The organism is Pseudomonas sp. PAGU 2196 (assembly GCF_022179005.1).
GTDB classification, from domain to species: domain Bacteria; phylum Pseudomonadota; class Gammaproteobacteria; order Pseudomonadales; family Pseudomonadaceae; genus Aquipseudomonas; species Aquipseudomonas kermanshahensis.
Genome location: NZ_BNTL01000006.1, coordinates 96,361 through 122,594 on the forward strand (window position 1 = coordinate 96,361; position 26,234 = coordinate 122,594).

The 26,234-nt window shown below is 65.5% G+C and carries 21 protein-coding genes; 18 read left to right on the plus strand and 3 right to left on the minus strand.

Annotation, left to right across the window (positions count from 1 at the left end):
* Positions 1-37 precede the first annotated feature (37 nt).
* Both MFF34_RS06690 and MFF34_RS28085 read right to left on the minus strand, forming a co-directional pair.
* Entirely contained in the window at positions 38-1,825 is a 1,788-nt protein-coding gene (locus tag MFF34_RS06690; protein WP_238211512.1) for an acyl-CoA dehydrogenase C-terminal domain-containing protein, read from the minus strand.
* A gap of 112 nt (positions 1,826-1,937) precedes the next feature.
* Positions 1,938-4,595, minus strand: coding sequence for a LuxR C-terminal-related transcriptional regulator (locus MFF34_RS28085; protein WP_283236614.1), 2,658 nt, complete (start codon positions 4,593-4,595; stop codon positions 1,938-1,940).
* Positions 4,596-4,910: 315 nt separating this feature from the next.
* Between MFF34_RS28085 and MFF34_RS06705 the strand changes: the two genes are divergently transcribed.
* From MFF34_RS06705 to MFF34_RS06760, 12 genes are all read left to right on the plus strand, one after another.
* Positions 4,911-5,960: a phosphotransferase family protein gene (locus MFF34_RS06705; RefSeq protein WP_238211521.1), complete on the plus strand. Its 1,050-nt coding sequence runs from the start codon at positions 4,911-4,913 to the stop codon at positions 5,958-5,960.
* On the plus strand, positions 5,957-6,322 hold the full coding sequence (locus MFF34_RS06710; protein ID WP_238211523.1) for a DUF6285 domain-containing protein: 366 nt from the start codon (positions 5,957-5,959) through the stop codon (positions 6,320-6,322). The genes MFF34_RS06705 and MFF34_RS06710 overlap by 4 nt, the downstream gene beginning before the upstream one ends.
* Positions 6,315-7,025: a histidine phosphatase family protein gene (locus MFF34_RS06715; RefSeq protein WP_238211526.1), complete on the plus strand. Its 711-nt coding sequence runs from the start codon at positions 6,315-6,317 to the stop codon at positions 7,023-7,025. Before MFF34_RS06710 ends, MFF34_RS06715 begins: the two co-directional genes overlap by 8 nt.
* Positions 7,026-7,052: 27 nt before the next feature.
* Positions 7,053-8,231: an acyl-CoA dehydrogenase family protein gene (locus MFF34_RS06720; RefSeq protein WP_238211528.1), complete on the plus strand. Its 1,179-nt coding sequence runs from the start codon at positions 7,053-7,055 to the stop codon at positions 8,229-8,231.
* Entirely contained in the window at positions 8,228-8,986 is a 759-nt protein-coding gene (locus MFF34_RS06725; RefSeq protein ID WP_238211538.1) for an SDR family NAD(P)-dependent oxidoreductase, read from the plus strand. Before MFF34_RS06720 ends, MFF34_RS06725 begins: the two co-directional genes overlap by 4 nt.
* A gap of 138 nt (positions 8,987-9,124) precedes the next feature.
* On the plus strand, positions 9,125-10,105 hold the full coding sequence (locus MFF34_RS06730; RefSeq protein ID WP_027596388.1) for a quinone oxidoreductase: 981 nt from the start codon (positions 9,125-9,127) through the stop codon (positions 10,103-10,105).
* A gap of 10 nt (positions 10,106-10,115) precedes the next feature.
* Positions 10,116-10,964 carry a TauD/TfdA family dioxygenase gene (locus tag MFF34_RS06735; protein WP_238211540.1) on the plus strand — a complete coding sequence of 283 codons (849 nt, stop codon included), beginning with the start codon at positions 10,116-10,118 and terminating at the stop codon, positions 10,962-10,964.
* 29 nt (positions 10,965-10,993) lie between these two features.
* Entirely contained in the window at positions 10,994-12,046 is a 1,053-nt protein-coding gene (locus MFF34_RS06740; RefSeq protein ID WP_238211543.1) for a 3-keto-5-aminohexanoate cleavage protein, read from the plus strand.
* 222 nt (positions 12,047-12,268) lie between these two features.
* Positions 12,269-13,603, plus strand: a complete 1,335-nt coding sequence (locus MFF34_RS06745) for an MFS transporter (protein WP_238211545.1) — start codon at positions 12,269-12,271, stop codon at positions 13,601-13,603.
* Positions 13,600-14,262 (plus strand): DsbA family oxidoreductase, encoded by a 663-nt coding sequence (locus MFF34_RS06750; protein WP_238211548.1) that lies wholly within the window; start codon positions 13,600-13,602, stop codon positions 14,260-14,262. The genes MFF34_RS06745 and MFF34_RS06750 overlap by 4 nt, the downstream gene beginning before the upstream one ends.
* Complete coding sequence (locus MFF34_RS06755; protein WP_238211557.1) at positions 14,259-14,585, plus strand: Rieske 2Fe-2S domain-containing protein; 327 nt, start codon at positions 14,259-14,261, stop codon at positions 14,583-14,585. Before MFF34_RS06750 ends, MFF34_RS06755 begins: the two co-directional genes overlap by 4 nt.
* Positions 14,582-15,592, plus strand: coding sequence for a YeiH family protein (locus MFF34_RS06760; protein ID WP_027596394.1), 1,011 nt, complete (start codon positions 14,582-14,584; stop codon positions 15,590-15,592). The genes MFF34_RS06755 and MFF34_RS06760 overlap by 4 nt, the downstream gene beginning before the upstream one ends.
* Positions 15,593-15,602: 10 nt before the next feature.
* Here MFF34_RS06760 and MFF34_RS06765 read toward each other — a convergent pair whose 3' ends face one another.
* Positions 15,603-16,658, minus strand: coding sequence for an AraC family transcriptional regulator (locus MFF34_RS06765; protein ID WP_027596395.1), 1,056 nt, complete (start codon positions 16,656-16,658; stop codon positions 15,603-15,605).
* 258 nt (positions 16,659-16,916) lie between these two features.
* Between MFF34_RS06765 and MFF34_RS06770 the strand changes: the two genes are divergently transcribed.
* From MFF34_RS06770 to MFF34_RS06795, 6 genes are all read left to right on the plus strand, one after another.
* Positions 16,917-17,483: an alpha/beta hydrolase gene (locus MFF34_RS06770; protein ID WP_238211559.1), complete on the plus strand. Its 567-nt coding sequence runs from the start codon at positions 16,917-16,919 to the stop codon at positions 17,481-17,483.
* Positions 17,484-17,514: 31 nt separating this feature from the next.
* On the plus strand, positions 17,515-19,380 hold the full coding sequence (locus MFF34_RS06775) for a DUF1302 domain-containing protein (RefSeq protein WP_238211562.1): 1,866 nt from the start codon (positions 17,515-17,517) through the stop codon (positions 19,378-19,380).
* Between the two features lie 32 nt (positions 19,381-19,412).
* On the plus strand, positions 19,413-20,771 hold the full coding sequence (locus MFF34_RS06780; RefSeq protein ID WP_099453819.1) for a DUF1329 domain-containing protein: 1,359 nt from the start codon (positions 19,413-19,415) through the stop codon (positions 20,769-20,771).
* A 64-nt stretch (positions 20,772-20,835) separates the two neighbouring features.
* Positions 20,836-21,912 carry a YCF48-related protein gene (locus MFF34_RS06785; RefSeq protein WP_238211565.1) on the plus strand — a complete coding sequence of 359 codons (1,077 nt, stop codon included), beginning with the start codon at positions 20,836-20,838 and terminating at the stop codon, positions 21,910-21,912.
* Between the two features lie 29 nt (positions 21,913-21,941).
* Positions 21,942-24,467 (plus strand): RND family transporter, encoded by a 2,526-nt coding sequence (locus tag MFF34_RS06790; RefSeq protein WP_238211567.1) that lies wholly within the window; start codon positions 21,942-21,944, stop codon positions 24,465-24,467.
* Positions 24,468-24,512: 45 nt separating this feature from the next.
* On the plus strand, positions 24,513-26,159 hold the full coding sequence (locus MFF34_RS06795) for a fatty acid--CoA ligase (protein WP_238211569.1): 1,647 nt from the start codon (positions 24,513-24,515) through the stop codon (positions 26,157-26,159).
* Positions 26,160-26,234 lie beyond the last annotated feature (75 nt).

Below are 26,234 nucleotides of genomic sequence, written 5' to 3' on the forward strand. Positions count from 1 at the left end.
CCCTGGGGGACTCGGCAGCGGAGCCTGCCAGGCAGGGTCAGCGGGCGAAGGCGGCGTCGCTGATGTTCATCAGGTTGTCACTGCCCGTGCGGATCAGCGTCTCGTGCAGGCTGGCCCGCGGCAGCAGGCGCTGCAGGTAGAAACGCGCGGTCTCGCGCTTGCCCTGGTAGAACGCGACGTCGTCGCTGCCGGCCGCCAGTGCCTGTTCAGCGACGCAGGCGGCGCGCAGCCACAGGTAGCCGATCAGGGTGTAGCCGCAGAGCATCAGGTAGTCGAAGGCGCTGGCGCCGATCAGGTTGGCGTCGGTGCTGCTGGCGTCGCGCAGCCATTCGCTGACGTCGCGCCAGGCGCTGACGCGCTGTTGCAAGGCCTGGGCGAGGTCGGCCGAGGCCGAGGTTTTTTGAATGAATACTTCGATTTCGCCGAGCAGTTCGTCCAGGGCCTCACCGCCATCGGCCAGCACTTTGCGGGTCAGCAGGTCGATACCCTGGATGGTGTTGGTGCCTTCGTAGATCGCAGTGATGCGTACATCGCGGGCGATCTGCTCCATGCCCCATTCGCGGATGAAGCCGTGGCCGCCGAATACCTGGATGCCCAACTGCGCGGCCTCGTTGCCGGTCTCCGTCAAAAAGCCCTTGGCAATCGGCGTAAGCAAGGCCAGCCGGCGTGCCGCGGCCTGGCGCACACCTGGGGTGACGCCGTGGTGCAGCAGGTCGACGCCCTTGGCGCAGGTGTAGGCGAGCATGCGACCGCCTTCGGCATAGGCCTTTTGGGTCAGCAGCATGCGCCGGACATCGGCATGGCCGATGATCGGATCGGCGGGCTGGTCGGCGCGCAGGCGCGGTGTGGCACGCATCTGCACGCGGTCGCGGGCATAGGCCAAGGCCCCCTGGAACGAGGCTTCGGCGTGGGCCTGGGCCTGCTGAGAAACCGCCAGGCGCGATTCGTTGATATAGGTGAACATGGCGTTCAGGCCACGGTTGGCTTCGCCCAGCAGGTAGCCTGTGGCGCTGTCGAAGTTGAGCACGCAGGTGGCGTTGCCGTGGATGCCCATCTTGTGTTCGATAGACCCGCAACTGACGCCGTTGAGGGCGCCCAGGCTGCCATCGGCATCGACCTGGACCTTTGGCACGGCAAACAGCGAAATGCCCTTGACCCCGGCCGGTGCGCCTTCGATGCGCGCCAGCACCAGGTGCACGATGTTTTCCGTCAGGTCGTGCTCACCGGCCGAGATGAAGATCTTGCTGCCGTTGATGCGGTAGCTGCCGTCTGCCTGGGGCCGAGCGCTGGTGCGCAGCAGGCCGAGGTCCGAGCCGCAATGGGCCTCGGTCAGGCACATGGTGCCGCTCCAGCGGCCGGCGATCATTGGCGGTAGAAAACGCTGGCGCAGGGCCTCGTCGGCATGCTCGCTGAGGGTGCTGATGGCGCCGCCGGTGAGGTTGCCGTACATGCCCCAGGCGTGGTTGGCGCTGCAGATCATCTCGTGGTTGACGAAGCCCAGCGAGGGTGGCAAACCCTGGCCGCCGTAGGCTGGGTCTTTGTCCAGGCCCAGCCAGCCGTTGGCGGCGAAGCGCTTGAAGGCCTCGGCGAAGCCCGGCGGGGTGCTGACCTTGCCATCCTGCCATTGGCACCCGTGCTGGTCGCCCACGGCGTTGAGCGGTGCCAGTTCCTGCTCGGCGAACTTGGCGCCTTCCTCGACGATGGCGGCGAAGGTGTCCGCGTCGGGGGCTTCGCAGCCAGACAGCTGTTGATAGTGGCCGCTCAGGTCGAGCAGCTCCTGGGCAACGAAGGTGATATCGCGCAACGGGGCGGTGTAGCTGGGCATGCCGGACTCCTGGCTGGGTGGATTCGGCATGTTGTAGCAGGCAGGCCCCGCGCGCCGCGTCCACCCCCCCGGTGGAATGGGGGGTGGAATCGGCGTGGCGTGCGGGTGGAGGTCAGTTCAGCAATTGCAATTCGCGCGCTGAGCACAAGGCGCTGTCGCGGTCGGCCACGTCGAGTTTGCGGAACAGGTTGTTGATGTGGGTCTTGACCGTGCTCAGGCTGATGAACATCGCCTCGGCAATCTGCCCGTTGCTTTGCCCGCGTGCCATGCGTTGCAGCACCTCCAGTTCACGGCGCGACAGCGGCACGATCAACGCGCTGTCGGTGCTGTCTCGCCCTGCCAGCAGTGGGCGGAACAGGGCATTGAGGCGCTCGCGTGACGGTGGCGGGGCCGCCAGGGCCAGGCGCTCGCGAACCTGTGGCAGCAGCAATGTGCGCAAGGGTTCAAGGCACGCTTCGCCTTCGTATTGCAACAGTTGCCCGAAGCCGTATTCACACGCCAGTTGCAAGGCCTGTTCGAGGCTGTGCAGGGCCTGGTCGTGGGCGCCCCGGTCCTGGTGCAGGGCTGCGTCGAGCAACAGGGTGTCGAGCAACAGGCGGCGGTTGGTGTTCGCTTCGGCCTGGGTGTGCAGTGTCGCCTGGATCTGCCGCGCCTTGTCGCGCTGCCCCAGGTGGCGCTGCACCCAGGCATAGGCCAGCCACTCTTCAGGCAGCAACTGCTGGTCATATTGGCGGCTGCACCAGTGCCACTGGTCAAGCCAGCCGGGCAGGTAGTCGGTGTCGTTGTCACGCAGCGCCAGGCGCGCCAGCCAGGCCCCGGCCTGGCGGTACAGGGTGAACAGGCGGAACTGCAAGGCCAGCCGGCGCACTTCTTGCCAGCGCGCCTTCGCTTGGGCGGTCTCGCCCAGCGCCCAGTGCAGGCAGGCCTGGTGGTGGAACACCCAGGGCAGCGCGGCGCTGTGCGGGAAGCCCAGCGCCAGTACTTCGGCCTGGGCCAGGGCGTGGCGCGCCTGGCTCAGCTGGTTGGCTTGCAGCAGGGCCAGGCCTTTGCCCAAGTGGCGGAACAGCTCATAGAAGCGCCCCGAACTGCCGGCAGCGGGCTGCTCGGCCATGCCTTGCAGGCGTTCCCAGGCCGCTTCGCTGGCGCCTTGGGCCAGTTCGATCTGGCCCAGCAGCAGTTGCAGCAAGTTGGTGTAGCCGCTCAGCCCGAAGCCTTGCAGTTCGACCAGGGCGCGGCTGGCTTCGGCGTGGGCCGGTTGCAGTTCACCCAAGGCCGCCAGGCAGTTGGCCCGGTCGAAATACAGCACCGAGCGCGCAGCGTTGTGCTGCCCAAATTGCTGCAATGCCCGCGCAGCCAAGGCCAGGCCGTGCGCCAGGTTGCCGCCCAGGTAGGCCAGGCGGCTACGCAGGAACATCACTGTCTGCTGCACCCGCTCGGGGTGGCGCGGCACAGCGTGGCGGCGCTGCAGGGCATAGAGCTGGTGCAGGCACTGGCAGGCCTGAGTGATGTCGTTGGTGACCATCACCGTGGAGGCTTCGGTCACGGCCAGGGTGAAGCTGTCGTTGCCGGCATGGCCGGCCACCTCGTCGAGCACATCGACCAGGGTGTTGACCTTGCCTTCGCGTAACAGCTCGAAGCCATGCCGGTCGACGATGCCGAGCACGGCGTCCAGGTCCCTGGCCCGGCCGTACTGGTAGATCGCCTCGGTGAAGCGGCGCTGCGCCAGCAGCCAGTTCGCGGCTTGGCGGTGCAGTTGCCGCAGGCGCTGCGGGTCGCGTTGTTCGAGGCGTTGGTAAAGGCTGTTGCGCAGGGCAGGGTGGTAGCGGTATTCGGCGTGGCTGGCCTGGGGCATTTCGATGATCAGGTCCAGCCGCTGCAATTGGCGCAGCGCCGCCGTCACATCGGTATTGGCGGCCAGTTCACCGGCCAGCCCCGCATCGAACACCTGGGCCACGGCGGTGTGCTCAAGAAAGCCGCGCAAGGCGGTGGGCAAGCGCTGCAGGCGTTCTTCTTCCAGAAACTGCCGGGCATGGGCGTAGGCCTGACGCGTGATCGGGCGCAGGTCGCCGGGCGGCTGGCCGGTGCTCTGCAGCGCTTCGCGGTAGGCCTCGAACCAGAACAGCACGCCGCTGGGCCAGCCCTCGCTGCCGGCGCGCAGTTGGTACAGCGCATCGCTGTCCAGACGGACGTCACGGGCCAGTGCCAGCTGGCGGGTCTCTTCGCTGTCCAGGGCCAGTTCACGCGCGCTTAGCACGGCCAGCCGGCCGTCGCGGCGTAGGTGGGCCAGGGGTAACGCCGGCGGGCCTTCGCTGGCGGCGAGCAGGCGCAGTGCTGGCGGCGGGTCGTGCAGCAGGGTGTCGAGGTACTGCCAGGCCTGGGCGGCGTTGAGCAGGTGCAGGTCGTCGAGCAGCAACGTCACCGGGGCCTGGCGGGCTTCAAGGTCGGCGAGGATGTGGCTCCACAGCTGTTCGGCCTGGAGGGCCTCGCGGTGTGACGCCGGCAGCTGAAGGGCGGCGTGCAGGTGCAGCAGCAGGGCCAAGGGCTGGTTTTCGGCGCGGGTCAGGCGCAGCCATGCAAAGGGGCCGGTGAGGCGGCGGGCGAACTGGCCGAGCAGGGTGCTTTTGCCGTAGCCCAAGGGCGCTTGCAGGAGGATGACAGCGCCGTTGTCCAGCGCGCTGGCCAGGTGGTCGAGCAACCGGGTGCGCTGTAAGGCCCTGGGTGGTTCGGCGGGTGGGCGCAGCTGGTTGGGTTTGAGCGCGGGAAGGTGCATGGCGAGCAGTGCTCCGTCGGGTCAGCCAGGTATCGTAGGGGGTGGTGGGTGTTTGTCACAACATCTTTGGCGCCTGGGAGATCGAGCGCCGCCCGCGCGGCGCTCGATCTCCCAGGCGCTGCAAATGTTGTGGCGAACACATCAGCCCTGAACAACCCGTTCAAATCTGAAACCGCCCCGTTCAAATCCGCCATCGAATCAAACCCAGAAATCGCTATAAACCATTGATTAATAACAAATAATAAAACCAATAAACGACCTGGCAATCATCTTGCAATCGGCTAGTCCACGAACGACAAGCCAATTGGACCCACCATGCCCATCACCCATCCCGCGCTCCCCCCCAGCGCACGCATCGACATCCCAGACGCCCATTCACAGCTCTCTACCTACCTACAACACCAACTCGACAGCCACCCCGTGACCCTCACCCGCAGCGAGCGATTGTCAGGCGGTGCCATCCAGGAAAACTGGCTGCTCGAGGCCGAAGTCGCAGGCCAACCACAGCGTTGGGTACTGCGCACCGACGCCGCTTCCGCAGTAGCCGCCAGCATGACCCGCGAGCAGGAGTTCGCGGTGCTCGACGTGGTCCACCAAGCCGGTGTCAACGTACCCAAGCCCCTTTGGCTGTGCCCGGACCCGCAGGTCATCGGCCGCGACTTTTTCATCATGCAGGCGCTGGCCGGCACTGCCAGTGGCCACCGCCTGACGTCCGCACAAGACGCACCCCAGGGCAACCCGGCATTGTGCCGGCAGTTGGGCGCCAACCTGGCGCGCCTGCATCAGGTACGCCCGCCGCAGCAGGCGCTGGCGTTTCTGCCCGCCGCTGCACCCGACACGGTGCAAGCCAGCGTCGACCAGTACCGCCAGTTTCTGGATGCCCTGCCAGGCAGCCACCCGTTGCTGGAGTGGGGCTTGCGCTGGTGTGAGCTGAACAAGCCTGCGCCCTTGCCCACGTGCCTGCTGCACCGCGACTACCGCACCGGCAACTACATGGTCGAGGCCGGTGCACTGACCGGCGTACTGGATTGGGAGTTCGCTGGCTGGGGTGACCCGCGTGAAGACCTGGGCTGGTTCACCGCGCGCTGCTGGCGCTTCGGCCGGCCGGACCTGGAGGCGGGCGGCATCGGCCATCTGGAGGACTTGCTCGCCGGATACCGCAGCGTGTCGGCGCTGGAACTGGACAGCCAGGCGCTGCGCTTCTGGCAGGTCATGGCCCACCTGCGCTGGGCGGTAATCGCCCTGCAGCAGGCCGAACGCCATGTGTCTGGCCAGCAACGCTCGCTGGAGCTGGCGCTGACCGGGCGGATGGTCAGCGAACTCGAACAGGAAGTCCTCTTGCTCACCCGTGGAGGCCACGCATGAAACAGCCCGATGCCCGCGACCTGCTTGTGACGGCGCGCGACACCCTGCTCACCCATTTGCTGCCGGCGTTGCCGAAAGGGTTGCACTACCAAGGCCGGATGGTCGCCAGCGCCATGTTGATCGCCAGCCGTGAACTGGCGCAGGCGGCGGACTGTGCCGAGGTCGAGCGCCAGGCCCTGGAGGCCTTGCTGGCGCAGCACGGCCAGGCAGCGACGGGGCTTGAACAGGCCCGTGCGTTGCTGGCGCGGCGCATTCGCCAAGGCGCCTACGATCAGGACCCAACACGGTTACTGGCGGCGCTGCGGGCGATCAACCGGGCGCAGTTGAGCATCAGCAACCCCAAGGTGCTGGCCCATGACTGACCAGCCCGCCCAGCGTCGCCGCTGCTACTTGGTTCGGCATGGCCATGTCGATTACTTCGACGCCGATGGCCGGCCCCTCGACCCGCGCCATGTACCGCTGTCGGCGCAAGGCGTAGTCCAGGCCCAGGCGTTGGGCCAGGTGCTGGCGCACACCCGGTTCGACCGGGCGGTGTGTTCGGACTACCCGCGCACCCGCCAGACCCTCGACCAACTGCTGGGCCCGCGCACCTTGGCAGTGGAGCAGCGCGCCGCCTTGCGCGAGGTGCGGGCCGGCCGCCTGCGGGAAATCCCCCCAGGCTGCCTGCACCGCGAAGTGGCCCAGGCCTATCACCTGGCCGACCGCCCCGGCGCCGCCTTTTTGCGCGGCGAACCTTGGGTGGCGTTCCAGCAACGGGTGCTGGACAGCTTCCAGCAATTGCTGGCCGAGCCCGGCTGGACATCGTTGCTGCTGGTCAGCCACGACGCCGTCAACCGCATCCTCCTGGCCTGGGCCAGCGGTGCCGGGCTGGGCGGGCTGGCCGCCTTCGAACAAGACCCTGCTTGCCTGAACATCGTCGATATCGACATGGCCGGCACGCAAGCACAGCACGCGTTCATCCGCACCCTCAACTACACCCCGTACGACCCCGGCAAGGCCTCGATCGACAAAACCGTGATGGAGCACCTGCATGCCGCCATCGACCCGCGCCGCCTGCACGCCTGAGCCTTTCCCTCTACAAGGAACCCCACCATGCATTTCGCCCTTTCCGCCGAGCTGCTCGCCCTGCAAACCAAGACCCGGCAGTTCATTGTCGAAAGCGTCATTCCCCTGGAGCACGACCGCCGCCAGACCGCCCACGGCCCATCGCCCGAGCTGCGCCAGGCGCTGCTCGATCGGGCCCGCGAGCACGGCCTGCTGACCCCGCATGCCGCGCGTGAAATGGGCGGCCTGGGCTTGAACCATGTCGAGAAGGCGATCATTTTCGAAGAAGCGGGCTATTCGCCACTCGGCCCGGTGGCCCTGAACATCCACGCCCCGGACGAGGGCAATATCCACCTGTTGGAGCAGGTGGCCACGCCGGCGCAAAAAGACCGCTGGCTGCGGCCACTGGTGCAGGGCCATATCCGCTCGTGCTTCGCCATGACCGAGCCCAGCCCGGGCGCCGGCTCCGACCCCTCGATGCTGACCACCTTGGCCGTGCGTGACGGTGACGACTACATCATCAATGGCCAGAAATGGTTCATCACCGGGGCTGAAGGCGCGCAGCTGGCGATCATCATGGCGCGCATGGAAGACGGCAGCGCGACGATGTTCCTGACCGACACCGACCGCCCGGGCTTCATTCTGGAGCGCATGATGGACTCGCTGGACAGCTGCTTCGCCGGCGGCCATGCGGTGCTGCGTTTCGAAAACCTGCGGGTGCCGGCCAGCGATGTGCTCGGCGAAGTGGGCAAAGGCTTCCGTTACGCCCAGGTGCGCCTGGCGCCAGCGCGCCTGACCCACTGTATGCGCTGGCTGGGCCAGGCCCGCCGCGCCCATGACGAGGCCTGTGCCTACGCCAACCGCCGGGTCTCGTTCGGCAAGCCGCTGGGCGAGCACCAAGGGGTGGGCTTCATGCTCGCCGACAACGAGATGGACCTGCATGCCACGCGCCTGGCGATCTGGCATTGCGCCTGGGTGTTGGACCAGGGCGAGCGGGGTAACGTCGAGTCGAGCATGGCCAAGGTGCTTAGCTCGGAGGCGATCTGGCGGGTGATCGACCGCAGTGTGCAGGTGCTGGGCGGGCAGGGCGTTACCGGCGAGTCGATCGTCGAGCGGATCTTCCGCGATGCCCGCAGCTTCCGCATCTATGACGGCCCCAACGAAGTGCACCGCATGAGCCTGGCGAAAAAGATCCTCGCCCGCGCGGCCACAGGGGCCGCCAAATGAAGCACGACAGCTATCAGGACCAGGTGGTGATGATCACTGGCGCGGCCAGTGGTTTCGGCGCATTGCTGGCGCAGCGCCTGGCGGTGATGGGCGCCAGGCTGGTGCTTGGCGACCGCGAGGTGGCCGGCCTTGAGCGGGTCGCCGGGGCCCTGCGCGAGGCTGGCGCCACGGTACTTGCCGTGCCTTGCGACGTAACCCGTGAGGTGCAGGTCAAGGCCATGGTGGAGGCGGCCCTGGCGCGGTTTGGTCGCCTGGATGTCGGGGTCAATAACGCGGGCATCCTGACGCCGATGAAGCGCTTCGTCGACACCACAGAAGACGAGCTGGACCGCAGCCACGCGGTCAATACCAAGGGCGTGTTCTTCTGCATGCAGCAGCAGATCCGCCACATGCTGCCCCAGGGCGGCGGGGTGATCCTCAACATCGCCTCCATGGCCGGGCTGGGCGGGGCGCCCAAGTTGGCCGCCTATGCGGCGGCCAAGCACGCGGTGGTCGGGCTGACCCGCACCGCAGCGGTGGAATATGCCCGCCAAGGCATTCGCATCAATGCCCTGTGCCCGTTCTACAGCGCCACACCGATGGTTACCGCCAGCGAAGTCGCCGAGCAGCAAGCGATGCTGGCCCAGGGTTCACCGATGAAACGCCTGGGCACGCCTGAAGAAATCGTCGCGGTAATGCTGATGCTGTGTGCCCGCGAAAACAGCTACATGACCGGCCAGGCCATCGCCGTCGACGGCGGCCTTTCGGCGTTCTGAGCCCCTGCGCCAGGCGCGCTGTCATCAACTGTAAAACCGTTGTCGTCCGATGATAAGCGGCGCTTGGCGCAACGGCCTAAATTGCCCCTCAAGACGCACTTTGTGTGCTCAACAACAATGACAAGAAGGGAGATTGGCATGGCCAAAGCGGTACGTTTCTACGAAACCGGAGGGCCTGAGGTCCTGCGTTACGAAGACGTCGACGTCGGCGAGCCCGGCCCAGGGCAGGTGCGCCTGCGCCACGTGGCGGTTGGCCTGAACTACGCCGACACTTATTTTCGCAATGGCACCTACCCGATCCCGCTGGCCAACGGCATGGGCGTGGAAGCGTCGGGTGTGGTGCAGGCGGTAGGTGAGGGCGTCAGCCATGTGGTGGTCGGCGACCGGGTGACCTACACCGGCTTCCTCAACACCCTCGGCGCGTACAGCACCGAGCGCCTGATCCCCGCTGCGCCGTTGATCAAGCTGCCGGAAACCATTTCCTTCGAGACGGCGGCCGCCATGACCATGCGCGGCCTGACGGCCTCGTACCTGATGCGCCGCCTGTACGACTTCAAACCCGGTGACAGCATCCTGCTGCACGCGGCGGCCGGTGGCGTCGGCCTGATCGTTTCGCAGTGGGCCAAGCTGCTCGGCCTGACCGTGATCGGCACCGTCTCCACCGACGCCAAGGCGGCAGTGGCCCGCGCCCATGGCTGCGACCACACCATCAACTACAGCCACGAAGACGTCGCCCAGCGCGTGCGCGAGCTGACCGATGGCGTAGGCGTCAACGTGGTGTTCGACAGTGTCGGGCGCAACACCTTCATGGGCTCGCTGGACTCGCTCAAGCGCCGTGGCCTGATGGTGTGCGTGGGCACCGCGTCCGGCAAGATCGAACCGTTCGACCCGCAGTTGCTGGCGATCAAAGGCTCGTTGTTCATGACCCGGCCGGCCCTGGCCGACTACATCGCCGACCCGGCAGAGAAGACCCGCCTGGCCACCGAGCTGTTCGACCATGTCAGCAGCGGCCGCATCCGCATCGAGATCAACCAGCACTACGCCTTGCAGGATGCGGTGCAGGCGCACCGTGACCTGGAGTCGCGCAAAACCACCGGCTCGTCGATCTTCGTCATCTGAGGGCACTGCCATGCAAGTCGAACAACTGACCTGCGCCATCGGTGCCGAACTGGTCGGCGTCAGGCTGGCCGATGCCATTCACGATGACGGCCTGTTCGCCGAGATTCGCGCCCAGCTGCTCAAGCACCGGGTGCTGTTCTTGCGCGACCAGGCCATCAGCCGCGCCGAGCACGTGGCGTTCGCCCGTCGCTTCGGTGAGCTGGAGGATCACCCCGTCGCTGGCAGCGACCCAGAGCACCCGGGCCTGGTGCAAATCTACAAACGCCCCGACCAGCCGGCCGACCGCTACGAAAACGCCTGGCACACCGACGCCACCTGGCGCGAAGCCCCGCCAATGGGCTGCGTGCTGCGCTGCGTGGAATGCCCGCCGGTGGGCGGCGACACCATGTGGGCGAACATGGTGCTGGCCTACGACAACCTGCCGGCCGAGATCAAGGCCCGCATCGAGGGCTTGCGCGCCCGCCACAGCATCGAGGCCAGCTTCGGCGCCGCCATGCCGACCGACAAGCGCCTGGCGCTCAAGGCCCGCTACCCCGATGCCGAGCACCCGGTAGTGCGCACCCACCCGGAAACCGGCGAGAAGGTGCTGTTCGTCAATGCCTTCGCCACCCACTTCACCAACTACCACACCCCCGAGCGCGTGCGCTTCGGCCAGGACGCCAACCCCGGCGCCGCCGACCTGCTGCGCTACCTGGTGAGCCAGGTGTACATCCCCGAGTACCAGGTGCGCTGGCGCTGGTCACCCAACAGCATCGCCATCTGGGACAACCGCAGCACGCAGCACTACGCCGTCATGGACTACCCGGCCTGCCACCGCAAGATGGAGCGGGCCGGGATCATGGGCGACAGCACTTTCTGAACAGACAAGAACAAGACTGAGGATCAGACATGCAATTCTTCGACGACTCGCTGCACCCGGAAAACATGGAAAAGGTAGTCATCACCGTGGCCCCCTATGGCCCCGAGTGGATGCCCGACGATTTCCCCCAGGACATTCCGGTGACCATGGACGAGCAGGTGCAAAAGGCAGTCGATTGCTACGAAGCCGGCGCCACTGTACTGCACCTGCATGTGCGTGAACTCGATGGCACCGGCTCCAAGCGCTTGTCCAAGTTCAACGAGCTGATCGCCGGGGTGCGTGAGGCGGTGCCGGACATGATCATCCAGGTCGGCGGCTCGATTTCGTTCGCACCGGAAGGCGAGGGTGAAGCGGCCAAGTGGCTGAGCGACGACACCCGCCACATGCTGGCCGAGCTGACCCCAAAGCCTGACCAGGTGACGGTGGCGATCAACACGACCCAGATGAACATCATGGAGCTGCTGTACCCCGAATATCTGGAAGGCACATCGCTGGCCAACCCTGGGATCCAGGCCGCCTATAGTGAAATGACCGTGCCCGCCGGGCCGGCCTGGGTCGAGGAGCACCTGCGTCGGCTGCAGGCCAGCAATATCCAGCCGCATTTCCAGCTGACCGGCATGCATGCCCTGGAAACCCTCGAGCGCCTGGTGCGCAAGGGCGTTTACAAAGGCCCGCTGAACCTGACCTGGATCGGCATAGGTGGCGGTTTCGATGGCCCGAACCCGTTCAACTTCTTCAATTTTGTGCACCGTGCGCCGGATGGCTGCACCCTGACCGCAGAGTCGCTGCTCAAGAACGTGCTGCCGTTCAACACCATGGCCCTGGCCATGGGCTTGCACCCGCGCTGTGGTATCGAAGACACCATCATCGACCAGCACGGCAAGCCGTTCACCTCGGTGCAGCAGATCCAGCAGACCGTGCGCGTGGCGCATGAGCTGGGGCGTGATGTGGCCAATGGCAAAGAAGCCCGGGCGATCTACCGGATCGGCGAGCAGTACGCATCCGTCGAGGAGACCTTGCTGGCCAACGGCATGGCGCCGAACCGCCGGCCGGGCCAGAAGGGCGTGCCACAGCGCGCCTGAGGCACTGGCCTCACTCCCTTGTAGGAGCAGCCTTGTGCTGCGAAGAGGCCCGTGGTTGCTGCGAAGATTCGCGGTGCTTTCACCGGCCTCTTCGCAGCGCAAGGCTGCTCCTACAAGGGGCGCGCGTCTGACGCGAGGCATGAGGCCAGCACCCGCAGCACAGATTTTGGCATTTGTTCATAACAACAAAAACAACCCAAGCCAGATACCCGAGGAGGCAGCATGGCCACCTATCACACCGGTGCGACGGACCCAGGCACGAATACATCACTGGGCATCCCCCGGCGCTATGCCTGGATCGTCTTTGCCCTGACCTTCGGCCTGTTGATCTCCGACTACATGTCGCGGCAGGTGCTCAACGCCGTGTTCCCCCTGTTGAAGCAGGAATGGCAGCTCAGCGACAGCCAGCTCGGCCTGCTCAGCGGCATCGTCGCCCTGATGGTCGGGCTGCTGACCTTTCCGCTGTCATTGCTCGCCGACCGCATCGGCCGCATCAAAAGCCTGACCTTCATGGCGGTGATGTGGAGCCTCGCCACGCTGGGCTGCGCAGTTGCCGAAAACTACCAGCAGATGTTCATCGCGCGCTTTCTGGTCGGTGTCGGCGAAGCTGCCTATGGCAGCGTCGGTATTGCCGTGGTGGTGGCGGTGTTCCCGCGTGAGATGCGTGCCACCTTGGCCGGGTCGTTCATGGCCGGTGGCATGTTCGGCTCGGTGCTGGGCATGGCCTTGGGCGGGGTGATGGCCCAGCACCTGGGTTGGCGCTGGGCGTTCGCCGGCATGGCGTTTTTCGGCCTGGCCCTGGCGCTGCTCTACCCGCTGATCGTGCGCGAGGCGCGCATTGCCCCGAAAAATCGGGCAAGCGCCACCGACAAGGCCGCCTTGAAGGCATTGCGCCCGCTGCGCACGCTCTATTCAAGCCGTTCGGTGATCAGCGCCTATGTCGGCAGCGGCTTGCAGCTGTTCGTCGGCGGCACGGTGATCGTCTGGATCCCCAGCTACCTGAACCGCTACTACGCCATGAGCACCGACCGGGCTGGTGGCGTGGCAGCAATCATCGTGCTGTGCAGCGGCGTCGGCATCGTGCTGTGCGGCATGTTGTGCGACCGCATGGGGCGCGATCGCCCTGATCGCAAGATCAGCCTGGCCATCGCCTACTGCCTGGGCAGCTGCGTGCTGCTGTCGGTGGCCTTCGCCATGCCGGCGGGCCTGCCGCAATTGGTCCTGATCTGCCTGGGCATGATGATTGCCGCAGGCACCAATGGCCCGTCCAGTGCCATGGTCGCCAACCTGACCCACTACACGGTGCATGGCACGGCATTCGCCACCCTGACCCTGAGCAACAACCTGCTCGGCCTGGCCACAGGCCCGTTGATCACCGGCAAGGTGTCCGACCTGATCGGCCTGCAAGCCGCCTTTCAACTGGTGCCGTTGATCAGCATCGCCGCCGCCGCGGTGTTTTTCTACGCCAAGCGCCACTACCACCCTGACATGGCGCGCCTGGCCTGTGGCAATAGCCCGCAAGCGCCTGTCGAGCCCGTACTGGAGGCCCGTACGTGAAGCATTCGCTGTCGATTGACGTGTATTTCGATTTCATCTGCCCGTGGTGCCTGATCGGCAAGCGGCAACTGCAAACCGCGCTGGCGCACTTGCGCGAAGCCCGGCCTGAGGTCGAGGTCACCCTGGCCTGGCACGGCGTGCAGCTATTGCCCGACCTGCCGGCAACCGGTCAGCCGTTCGCCGACTTCTACCGCCGCCGCCTGGGCAGCGACGAGGCGGTGCGGCAACGCCAGGGGCAAGTGCAGGAGGCTGCGCGTGCCGTGGGCGAGCTGATCGACTTCAGCCGGATCGCGCGCATGCCCAATACCGCAGACGCCCATCGCCTGCTGCTGCATGCGGTCGAGCTGGGAAGCGAGCAACAGGTCGAGGCGCTGCTGGATCGGCTGTTTGCCGCGTATTTCCGCGAGGGCGAAGACGTGGGCGATCGCGACACCCTGTTGCGCATCGCCGAACAGTGCGGCTTTACGCCTGCCGCGCTGGCCGGGAGCCTGAGCGCTGATGGCCGGCCATTCATCAGTGCCAGCGCCGACATCGCCAGCAGGGGCGTGCCGTGTTTCGTCTTCGACGACCACCTGCGCGTGTTCGGTGCCCAGCCGGCAGAGCAACTGCTCGACGCCATGCACCTGGCGCTGTCGCGTTCGGCGGGGGTGCAGGCGTGAATGGGCGTATCGAGGTACCGGCCCAGCGCGTGCCCGGCGTCGGCGAGCGTGTGCTGTTCGAACACGGGGGCAAAAGCCTGGCGTTGTTCAATGTCGACGGGCGTTTGCTGGCCATCGACGACAGCTGCCCGCACCAAGGCTCATCGTTGTGCGCCGGGCAACTGGACGGCGCCGTGATCCAGTGCCGCGCCCATGGCCTGCGCTTTGACCTTGCCAGCGGCTACCTACTCAACTCCAAGGCACTCAAAGTGGCCAGCTACCCGGTGGAGGTGGAGGGCGACCAGGTCTTTATCGTCCTCGCCGGCCAGGAGGAGGTGTCATGAGCACCCTTGCGCTTGCCCAGGTCAACCACCGCGCGCGGGAGTTGGCGCCGGGGCTTAGCGTCAGCCTGATTGCCGCTGGGGCGGCGAGCTTTCTGGCGGAGCATTATGGCGCGCCGGTCATGCTGTTCGCCCTGCTACTAGGCCTGGCACTGAATTTTCTGGCCAGCGATGGCAAATGCAAAGCCGGCATCGAATTCACCGCACGCACGGTGTTGCGCCTGGGCGTGGCATTACTGGGCATGCGTATCACCCTGGAGCAGATGGCAGGCCTGGGCTGGAAGGCCGTCGCACTGGTGGTGATCCTGGTGGTGGTGACCATCGGCGTGTCGATGGTGGCGGCCAAGGCCCTGGGGTTCCAGCGCCTGTTCGGCATGCTCACCGGTGGCGCCACGGCGATCTGCGGCGCCTCGGCGGCGTTGGCGCTGGCCGCTGCGCTGCCCAGCCACCCGCAAAAAGAGCGGGCGACGCTGTTCACCGTGATCGGTGTGTCGGCGTTGTCGACCCTGGCGATGATCCTCTACCCAATGATCGCCAACGCGCTCGGCCTGTCGCCACAGGCTGCCGGGGTCTTTCTTGGCGCGACGATCCATGACGTCGCCCAGGTAGTGGGGGCGGGCTACAGCATGTCGCCCGAAACCGGCGACACCGCCACGGTGGTCAAGCTGATGCGCGTCGCCATGCTGGTGCCGGTGATTGTTGTCGCGGCCATGATCTCGCGCCGCCAGGGTACCGACACCGCAGGCAAGCGCCCGCCATTGTTGCCCTGGTTCGCGGTGGGGTTTCTGGCGCTGGCCTGCATCAACAGCACCGGTTGGGTGCCGTTGGCCGTGCAGGGTGGGGTCAACGAGCTGTCGCGCTGGTGCCTGGTGGTGTCGATCAGTGCCCTGGGCATGAAGACCCAGCTCAAGGAGCTGGCCGCCGTGGGCATCAAGCCGATTTTGCTGATGGTCGGCGAGACGGTGTTCTTGGTGGCGCTGGTGCTGGTGCTGTTGCGCTTCGGCTTGTAACACCACGCGATCAGCGCGTGGTGACGGGCCCCTGGGCCGCGCTGCGGGCGCGTTTGAGTGGCGTGGGCAGGTCATGCTGAACACGCCAGGTGGCCGGTGGCTGGCCGAACTGGCTGATGAACCAGCGGGTGAACGAACTGTGCATGGAATAGCCGAGCATGTCGGCGATACGCCCCAGCGAATAGCCGGGGCTTTCCAGGTAGCGCAGCACCAGGTCGCGGCGCACGCCGTTGACCAGCTCGCTGAAGGTGGCGCCTTCTTCTTCCAGCCGGCGCTGCAAGGTGCGCACGTTCATGCCTTGGGTCTGGGCGATGTGTTCGATGGTGGCCCGGCCCATGGGCATCAGCAAAAAAATCGACTTGCGCACCTCGTGCACCAGGGAGGGGTTGCCGTCATCCTGCAGCGTACACACGTAGCGCTGGGCGAGGCGCGCCATGGCTTCGTTGGCCTGCGGGTTGGCCGTGTCCAGGTCGGAGGCCGAGCAGACGATGCCATTGAAGTCGCTGTTGAACTCAAGCTTGCAGCCAAAAATGCGCCGGTGAATGGCCACGTCGGCAGGGGCGGCATGGGTGAAGTTGACGCTGATCGGGTGCCAGTGGGCGCCCAGCAGCGCTGAGCAGAAGCGGTGCATCACACCGATGGCCAGCTCGATGGCCTGGCGGCTGTGTATCGGCTGCTCGGTGATGACCTCCTGGCGGATGATCACCGTCTTGCCGGTTTCTTCGATGTGGATCGCCAGCGCATTGTTGAGCACATGGCGGTACTGCACGATCACCTGCAGCGCATCGCGCAGCGAATGCTGGTGGCTGATCAGCAGGCTGACCTCACCAAAATCCGACAACTGGCGCAGTTCGGCCATGCGCAGGCCGAAGGCTTCGCAGCCGCTCAGCCGCGCCGATTCTTCAAGTACGCTGATGGCGGCAGCCACCGGGATGCGCTGGTCAGGCGCTTCGAGCAAAGACGCACTGAGGCCAGCCTGGGCCAGCAGGCCATGGCCGTTAAGGCCCAGGTGGCGGGAAACTTCCAGGTAATTGGTGAGCGAAGCCGCTCGGGCGAGCACGGTCATATTGTTGTTTTCCACGTGTTCTTGATGGGCATCCCGCTGCGCTGGCGGGTAGTCACTTATAGCGCCTGTGTCATCAGATGCAAAGCCATTTTCCTGCCGTTGGTCGCCCGTGGCGAGGGGGCTGCTGGCGGTCGCGTCGGCCGTGTCATCAACTGAAAAATCCGTGACGCGCAATGTAAAGCGTGTGCCGGACCGACTCATTACTCTGGCCCTCAAGCAGTCGGCAATCGACCGAGTGAACAGAGCAAGGGCCCTGACATGGAAAAACTGCAAACCGCCGCCACCGTGCTGATCGTTCCCGGTCTGCGCGACCATGTACCTGAACATTGGCAGACGCTGTTGCAGGCGCGCCTGGCCAAGGTGCGTGCGGTGCCGCCACTGGAAACCGACAAGCTCAGTTGCACGGCACGGGTCGAAGCGATCGAGCGTGAGCTGGCGCAAATCGAGGGCCCGGTGATCCTGGTCGCGCACAGCGCCGGCGTGCTGATGGTGGCGCATTGGGCGGCGCGCTATCAGCGGCCGATCAAGGGCGCCTTGCTGGCCGCACCGCCAGACCTGCACAGCGATTGGCCACAAGGCTATCCCACCCCGGATTCCCTGCGCGCCCAGGGTTGGGCGCCATTGCCAGGCGGCCCGCTGCCGTTCCCCAGCCTGGTAGCCGCCAGCAGCAACGACCACCTGGCCAGCCTGAGCGCAGTCGCCGGCCTGGCCACGCAGTGGGGCAGCGCACTGATTGAGCTCGGTGCCGTTGGCCACCTCAACCCTGCCTCGGGCTACGGCCCGTGGCCCCAAGCCGAGGCCCTGATACAGCAACTCGATCGCTGAGCCGCGCCTAACCCCCACGCAGAGACATCGCATGAACAACAATAAAAACGTTCTCTTCTGCCTTCCCCGCCGTAACGTGATGGCTACTTTGCTGCTGGTCGCCGGTGCGCCGGCTGCCCAGGCATTCCAGTTGGACATCGCCAACCCCGATTGGAGCGTGCGCTTCGACAACACCGCCAAGCTCAGCTACGGCCAGCGGGTCGAAGGCGAAAACGCCAAGATCGCCCGCACCGCCAACCTCAATGACGGTGACAAGAACTTCAGCGTCGGCAGCGCGGTCACCCAGCGCCTCGACCTGCTCACCGAGCTGGATGTGGTCTATCAGAACACCATGGGCATGCGCGTCAGCGCGGCCAGCTGGTACGACCATGCCTATGACGACGTGGGGTCCAATTCCAACCCGTTCCCCGGCCAAGCGGGTAACGCTGGCAACCTGGTGCTGGCACGCCCGGCCGGTGGCTTGCCGGCGGGTACCGTGCTGGCCGGTGGCCCGGCACGCCACCATGGCCTGAGCCGTTACAGCGACCGTTACTACAACGGGCCGTCGGGCGAGTTTCTGGATGCCTTCGTGTTCTACAACACCGAAATCGGCGACGAGTCGATGCTGAGCGGCAAGCTGGGCTGGCACTCGGTGTACTGGGGCGAGACCCTGTTCAACGCCGCCAACGGCATCAACTATGGCCAGTCGGCCCTGGACCTGGCCAAGCTGTACAACGTGCCGGGTACCGAAACCAAAGAACTGTTCCTGCCGCGCAAGCAGTTGTCGCTGAGCTACACGGTCAACCCTGAACTGACCCTGGCGGCGCAGTACTTCCTCGAGTTCGAGAACTCGCGCCTGCCCGAAGGCGGTACCTACATGGGTGCCTATGACATGCTGGGCGACGGCGGTGAGATCTTCTGGTTGCCGGTGCCCAATGCCGTCGGCGGTGCCGGTGCCTTCTACGGGGCGCCGCGCGGGCACGACATTCGTCCCCACAACACGGGTGACTTCGGCCTGATGGCCAAGTGGAGCCCAGAATGGCTCGACGGCACCCTGGGCTTCTACTACCGCAACACCTCCGACCCGACCCCGGCGGTGCTGATCAACGCCCCCAACCTGCACACCGGCAGCCTGGCCGGCAGCAGCTACTTGGCCGCTTACGCCGACGATATCGACATCTACGGCATCAGCCTGGCGAAGAGCGTCGGCCCCGTCAGCGTGGGGTTGGACGTCAACTACCGCGAGAACATGCCGCTGATCAGCAACTTCAGCACCATCAACGGGCCGCTGTACGAGGCCTTGGCCGGCACCGCCGGCGGCACCAACCTGATCGGCGAGGTGCCAGGCCACGGTGAAACCGGGCTGGCCCGCGGTAAAACCTTCCATGTGGTGCTCAATGGCCTGGTGTCGTTTGGCGCCACGCCGCTGTGGAATGCGTCGTCGTTGGCCGTGGAGGGCGCGATGACCCACCTGGTCAGCGTCGACAAGGGTGAGCAGACCTTCAAGGGCGACTCCACCTACCACGGCGTCGACAAGGTCACCACCAACGCCTACACCCTGGCGGTCAACTTCACCCCGACCTGGTTCCAGGCGCTGCCGGGGGTCGATGTGTCGATGCCGCTGTCCTACAACGTCGGCCTCAAGGGCAACTCGGCGATCCAGCTGGGCGGTAACGAGGACTCTGGCAGCTACTCGGTGGGGATCGCCGCCGATGTCTACCAAAAATACAAATTTGACCTGAAGTACGTCGACTCCTTCGGCAAGTTCGATACCTGCTCGAGCGGTACCGACAACAACACCCCAGGCACCAACGGGCGCTACCAGTGCATCCCCGGGCAGATCACGTCGCAGGCCGGCCTGGCGCCGCTGCTCAAGGACCGCGGCATGGTCACTGCCTCGTTCAAGACCACCTTCTGAAACTCCATTACAACAACAAGCGGAGAAACCTGATGAAGTATCTCAATAGCCTGCTGTCGGCCTCGCTTGCGGTCGTTATCGCCGGGGGCGCCCAAGCGGCCGCCCCGGCCCAGGATGTCGCCCGGCTGGGCAAGGACCTGACCGCGGTGGGTGCTGACAAGGCGGGCAACGCTGACGGTTCGATCCCGGCCTACCAGGGCGGCCTGAACACCCCGCCCGCTGGCTTCAAGCAAGGTGATACCCTGCGCCCCGACCCCTTTGCCACTGAAAAGCCGCTGCTGGTGATCGACGGCAAGAACGTCGACCAGTACAAGGACGCACTGACCGCCACCACCGTGGAGCTGGCCAAACGCTTCCCTACCTTCCACATCGACGTCTACCCCAGCCACCGCACTGCCGCGTTGCCCAAGGCACTGCTCGACAACACCCTGAAGAACGCCGCCAATGCCAAGTCCCTGCAGGACGGCATGGCGATCGAAAATGTCCTGCCAGGCGTGCCGTTCCCGGTGCCGCAATCGGGTGCCGAGGCCATGTGGAACCACCTGCTGCGCTACCAAGGCGTGGCGCAGAAGGCCAAGTACGACTCCTGGAACGTCGACGCTGCCGGTGTCGCGGCCCTGGCGACCACGGGCCTGGCCTACAACGCCTACCCGATCTACGAAGACCTGAACAAGGTCATCGAAGCCAAGGACATCTACTTCCAGACCAAGCTGTATTTCGAAGGCCCGGCGCGCCGTGCCGGTGAGTCGATGATGCTCAAGGATGCCGCCAACCCGCTGGTGCAGGAACGTCGCGCCTGGCAGTACCTGCCTGGGCAGCGCCGAGTGAAACTGGCGCCGAACCTGGCCTACGACACCCCCAACCCGGGCACTGCCGGCTCGGGCACGTTCGATGACGTGTACGTGTTCAACGGCGCGCTGGACCGCTACGACTGGCACCTGGTAGGCAAGCGGGAGATGTACGTGCCGTACAACACCTACCGGCTGACCTACATCCACGACCCGAAAACCCTGACCACGCCGAACCACCTGGCGCCTGACCAGGTGCGTTGGGAGAAGCACCGCGTGTGGGTAGTGGAAGGCACGCTCAAGGGCAATGCGCGGCACATCTATGCCAAGCGCCGCTTCTACCTCGACGAGGACAGCTGGTTCGCCCTGGCCTCCGATCAGTACGACGCCCGTGGCCAGCTGTATCGCGGCTCGTTCAGCTTCTTCACGCAGAGCTACGACGTGCAGATCCCCAACAACAACCCGCATGTGGTCTACGACCTGGTGGGTGGCAGCTACAACGTCAATGGCCTGATCGGCCCGCACGGCGGTATCGAGTACATCGCCCCTCTGTCCAAGGCGCAGTGGTCGCCGGAAGCCCTGGCCGGCGCCGGTATTCGCTGACCCCGACGATCAGCCTGCCGGCTGGCCACAGGTGGCCGCCGGCAGGGTTTGCAGAGGATGTGGCATGGCTACTTTGAACACGTTTACGCCGTGGGCGCTGGCCGTCGCGCTCACCTTGGGCGGCGCTTACGGTGGGGCCCAGGCGGCCTATATCGATGTATTGGACTTGCCGGCCAAAGCCAGTGCGTTGGTGGTGCACAGTGCGCTGCGCGATGTAGCACTGGCCGGTGAGCGGCTGGTCGCGGTAGGGCCGCGTGGCCATATCGTGTATTCCGACAACCAGGGCCAGGATTGGCACCAGGCCAGCGTGCCGGTCAGTGCCGACCTCAATGCCCTGGCGTTCCCCACTGCGCTGGAAGGTTGGGCGGTGGGCAACGATGGGGTGATCCTGCACAGCCGTGACGGCGGCGCCAACTGGGCGGTGCAGCTCGACGGCCGGCAGATTGGCGCTTTGGTGGCGGCCCATTACCAGGCCTTGGCCAAGGCCCATCCCGAGGACGCGCAATGGGCGCAGTTCGTCGCCGAGGGCCAGCGCCTGGAGCAGGAGGGCGCCGACAAGCCGTTGCTCGGTGTGTGGTTCGCCGACGCCCGCCACGGCTACGCGGTGGGGGTGTTCAACCTGATCCTGCGCACCGACGACGGCGGCAGTACCTGGGTGCCGATGCAGGACCGCACCGACAACCCGCAAGGCTTTCACCTGAATGCGATCCGCGCCGTCGGCGATGCGCTGTACCTGGTCGGCGAACAGGGCCTGCTGCTGAAGTGGGATGCCGGCCAGCAGCGCTTCGTCGCCTTGCCCAGCCCCTACCCAGGTACCTGGTTTGGCGTGTTCGGCAAGCCTGGCGAGGTGCTCGCCTACGGCCTGCGCGGCCATGTGGCACGCAGCCTCGATGGCGGCCAGAGCTGGGCCAAGGTGGACACCGGGGTAACCCAGAGCATCACCGCCGCCAGCCTCGACAGCCACGGTGACTACTGGCTGTTCAGCCAGGGCGGGCAGGTGCTGCGCAGCCGCGACGGCGGCCTGAGCTTTGCCGTGCAACCGCAGGTGCCGCCGGCACCGGTGGCCGGCGCCCTGCAGACCGGCGCAAATGCCACCGTGCTGGTAGGCGAGCGCGGTGTACGCGTGCTGCCCGCCCGATAAGCCTCCAAGCATTTCAAGAGAACCCAGTGATGGCCAACATCAAGCAAGACACCCTGCCGGTCATCCGCGACCTGAGGGATTTCGACCCGCGTTCCGGCAACGTGCTGGAGCGCATGGTCTTCAACTACCGCCCGCTGTTCATGCTGTTCATGGTGCTGGTCACGGGGGTGTTGGGGTACCTGGCGCTGACCCGCCTTGAGCTGCGGCCCAGCTTCGAAAAAATGATCCCGCAGAGCCAGCCTTACATCCAGAACTACCTCGACAACCGCAAGTCGCTGCGCGGCCTGGGCAACGCGGTGCGGGTGGTGGTGGAGAACACCCAGGGCGATATCTACGACCCTGAGTACCTGGACGTGCTCAAGCAGGTCAACGACGAGCTGTTTCTGGCCCAGGGCGTGGACCGCGCCTGGATGAAGTCGTTGTGGAGCCCAGGGGTGCGCTGGACCGAAGTCACCGAAGAAGGCTTCCAGGGTGGCCCGGTGATGCCCGACGATTACCAGGGCAAGCCCGCCGACATCGATCAACTGCGCCAGAACATCAACCGCGCCGGCATTGTCGGTAGCCTGGTGGCGACCGATTTCAAATCGAGCATGCTGGTGGTGCCACTGCTCGACCACGACCTGGCCACCGGCCGCGGCATTGATTACCGGCAGTTCTCGCAGATGCTCGAGCAGCAGCTGCGCGACAAGTACGAGTACGCCGGGGACAGCACGGCGCGCAAGGCCGGCGAAGAGGGCCATGGCAAGTACAAAGTGAGGGTCATCGGGTTTGCCAAGCTGATGGGCGACCTGAGCGACGGGCTGGTCCAGGTGATGATGTTCTTTGCCCTGGCGGTGCTCACGTCGCTGGTGATCATCTTCCTGTACACCCGCTGTGTGCGCAGTACCTTGCTGGTGGTGTTCTGTTCGCTCACGGCGGTGGTGTGGCAACTGGGTATCGTCGGCTGGCTGGGTTATGCCATCGACCCTTATTCGATCCTGGTGCCGTTCCTGATTTTCGCCATCGGCGTGTCCCATGCGGCGCAGAAGATGAACGGCATCATGCAAGACATTGGCCGTGGTACGCACCGGCAGGTCGCGGCGCGTTACACCTTCCGCCGCCTGTTCGTGGCCGGGGTCACTGCGTTGCTGGCCGACGCCGTGGGCTTTGCCGTGCTGATGCTGATCGACATCCCGGTGATCAAGGACCTGGCAATCACCGCCAGCATTGGTGTCGCGGTGCTGATCTTCACCTCGTTGCTGTTGATACCGGTGGCGTTGTCCTACGTCGGCGTGGGCCGCAAGGCCGCCGCACGGGCGCTGCGCATCGACCAGCGCGCTGCCGAGCACCGCGGCTTCGGCAAACTGTGGGATGCGCTCGACCGTTTCACCACGCGCAAGTGGGCCACGGGCGCCGTGCTGGTGGCCACGCTGATGGGCGTGGGCGGGTTCTGGGTGAGCCTGCAGTTGAAGATCGGTGACCTCGACAGCGGGGCGCCAGAGTTGCGCGCCGATTCCCGCTACAACCGCGACAACGCCTACATCACCCAGCATTACGCGCTGTCCAGCGACCTGTTCGCGGTGATGATCAAGACCCCGCCGGAAGGCTGCCTCAGCTACCAGACGCTGATGCTTGCCGACCGCCTGGCCTGGGAGCTGCAGCAGTACCCGGGCGTGCAGACCACGGTGTCCCTGGTGAATGCCGTGCGCCAGATTACGGCGGGCTCATTCGAGGGCAACCCGAAGATGAGCAGCCTGCAACGCAACCAGGACATGCTCAACTACGCCGCCCAGCAAGCGTCGGTCAATGCGCCGGAGCTGTTCAACACCGACTGCTCGATGATGCCGGTGATCGCCTACCTCAAAGACCACAAGGCCCAGACCCTGGACGACGTGGTGGCCATCGCCGACCGCTTTGCCCGCGATAACAGCAGCCCCGACCGCCAGTTCATGCTCGCGGCCGGCAGTGCCGGCATCGAGGCGGCAACCAACATTGTGGTCCGTGAAGCCAACCGCACCATGTTGCTGTTCGTCTACCTGGCGGTGACGCTGTTCTGCCTGATCACTTTCCGCAGCTGGCGGGCGACCCTGGTGGCGCTGTTGCCGCTGGTGCTGACCTCGGTGCTGTGCGAGGCCTTGATGGTGGTGATGGGCATTGGCGTGAAAGTGGCCACGTTGCCGGTTATCGCCCTGGGCGTCGGCATTGGTGTGGATTACGCCTTGTACCTGCTCAGCGTGCAGCTGCATTACCAACGCCAAGGTCGTTCGCTGGGCGAGGCCTACCAGAACGCCGTGGCCTTCACCGGCCGGGTGGTGGGGCTGGTCGGCATTACGCTGGCGGCGGGGGTGGTCGGCTGGGCGTGGTCGCCGATCAAGTTCCAGGCCGACATGGGCATCCTGCTGACCTTCATGTTCCTGTGGAACATGCTCGGCGCCCTGGTGCTGATCCCCGCGCTGTCGTACTTCCTGCTGCCGGACAAACGCTTTGTCGCCGCTGCGCCCCAACCCTGCGCGCCTACCGCGCCGCCGGGTGAGCAGGTGAGCGAACCCCGGGCGCACACACGGATGAGCGCTTGAGCGCCCTATTAGTTGAAACGAACACGGAAACTGGAATCTACCTTCATGGCCAAGACAAAAATAATGCCGCCGGCAGCCGGTGCCTATGCCTACCCCTTGCTGATCAAGCGCCTGCTGATGTCGGGGGTACGGCAGCATCCTGAGCAGGAGATCGTCTACGCCGACAGGCTGCGCTACACCTACCGCGACCTCGACCAGCGGGTTCGGCGCCTGGCCAATGTGTTGCGTGCTGCCGGGGTGCAGGCGGGCGACACGGTGGCGCTACTGGACTGGGACAGCCACCGCTCGCTGGAGTGCTTTTTTGCCGTGCCGATGCTGGGCGCCGTGCTGCACACAGTGAACGTGCGGCTATCGCCGGAGCAGGTCGCCTACACCATGAACCATGCGCAAGACGACCTGGTGCTGGTGCACGACGATTTCGTGCCGCTGCTGGAGCAGATTCAGGGCCAGCTGGGCACGGTGCGAGGTTACTTGCAACTGACCGACGAACAGGCCACGGCCACCACGCTGCCAGTGCTGGGCGAGTACGAAGCGCTGCTGGCCAGCGCCAGTTGCCAGGCCGAGTTCGACGACTTCGACGAGCACTCGGTGGCCACGTTGTTCTACACCACCGGCACCACGGGCAACCCCAAGGGGGTGTACTTCTCCCACCGTCAGTTGGTGCTGCACACCCTCAACGAACTGGGCACCTTTGCCGCTTACGACGGCCAGCCGCTGTTGCGTTCGAGCGACGTGTACATGCCGATCACGCCGATGTTCCATGTGCACGCCTGGGGTGTGCCGTACGTGGCCACGGTGCTGGGGGTCAAGCAGGTGTACCCGGGGCGCTACGAGCCGAACACGCTGGTACGGCTGTACCGCGACGAGGGGGTGACGTTCTCGCACTGTGTGCCGACCCTGTTGCAGATGATGCTGGACTGCGAGCAAGGCCGGCACACCGATTTCAGCCGCTGGAAGATTCTGCTCGGTGGGAGCGCGCTGACCCACGGCCTGGCCCGTCAGGCCAGCGAGCGCGGCATGCTGATCTACAGTGGCTACGGCATGTCGGAGACCTGCCCGCTGCTGACCTTGACCCACTTGCGCGAAGAAGACTTGGCCTTGCCCATGGGCGAGCAGGTCGCGCAGCGCATCAGGACCGGCGCCCCGGTGGCGATGGTCGACTTGCGTATCGTTGATGCGCAAGGCAACGACATGCCCCACGACGGTGAGTCGCTGGGGGAAATCGTGGTGCGCTCGCCCTGGTTGACCCAGGGCTACCTGCACGAGCCGCAGAAAGGCGCCGAGCTGTGGCAGGACGGCTGGCTGCACACCGGTGATATGGGCTCGATTGACCGCCACGGCGTGCTGGAGATCAAGGACCGCATCAAGGACGTGATCAAGACCGGCGGTGAATGGATCAGCTCGCTGACCCTGGAAAACCTGATCAGCCAGCACCAGGCGGTCAGCGCCGTGGCGGTGGTCGGCATTCCCGATGAACAGTGGGGTGAGCGGCCGATTGCCCTGGTGGTCCGCGCGCCCGGTGACAGCCTTGACCAGCCGATGCTCGAGGCGCACCTCAAACAGTTCGTCGATCGGGGCCAGATCAACAAGTGGGCGATCCCCCGGCAGGTGCACTTCGTCACTGACATCCCCAAGACCAGTATCGGCAAGATCAACAAGAAGCTGATTCGCGAGATGCACATGGGGGTGTAGGGGAACAGTCTGTAGCAAGCCCCAATCCTGTGGAAGCAACTGTCTTGCGCAATTTTGACGTGGGAGCGGGCTTGT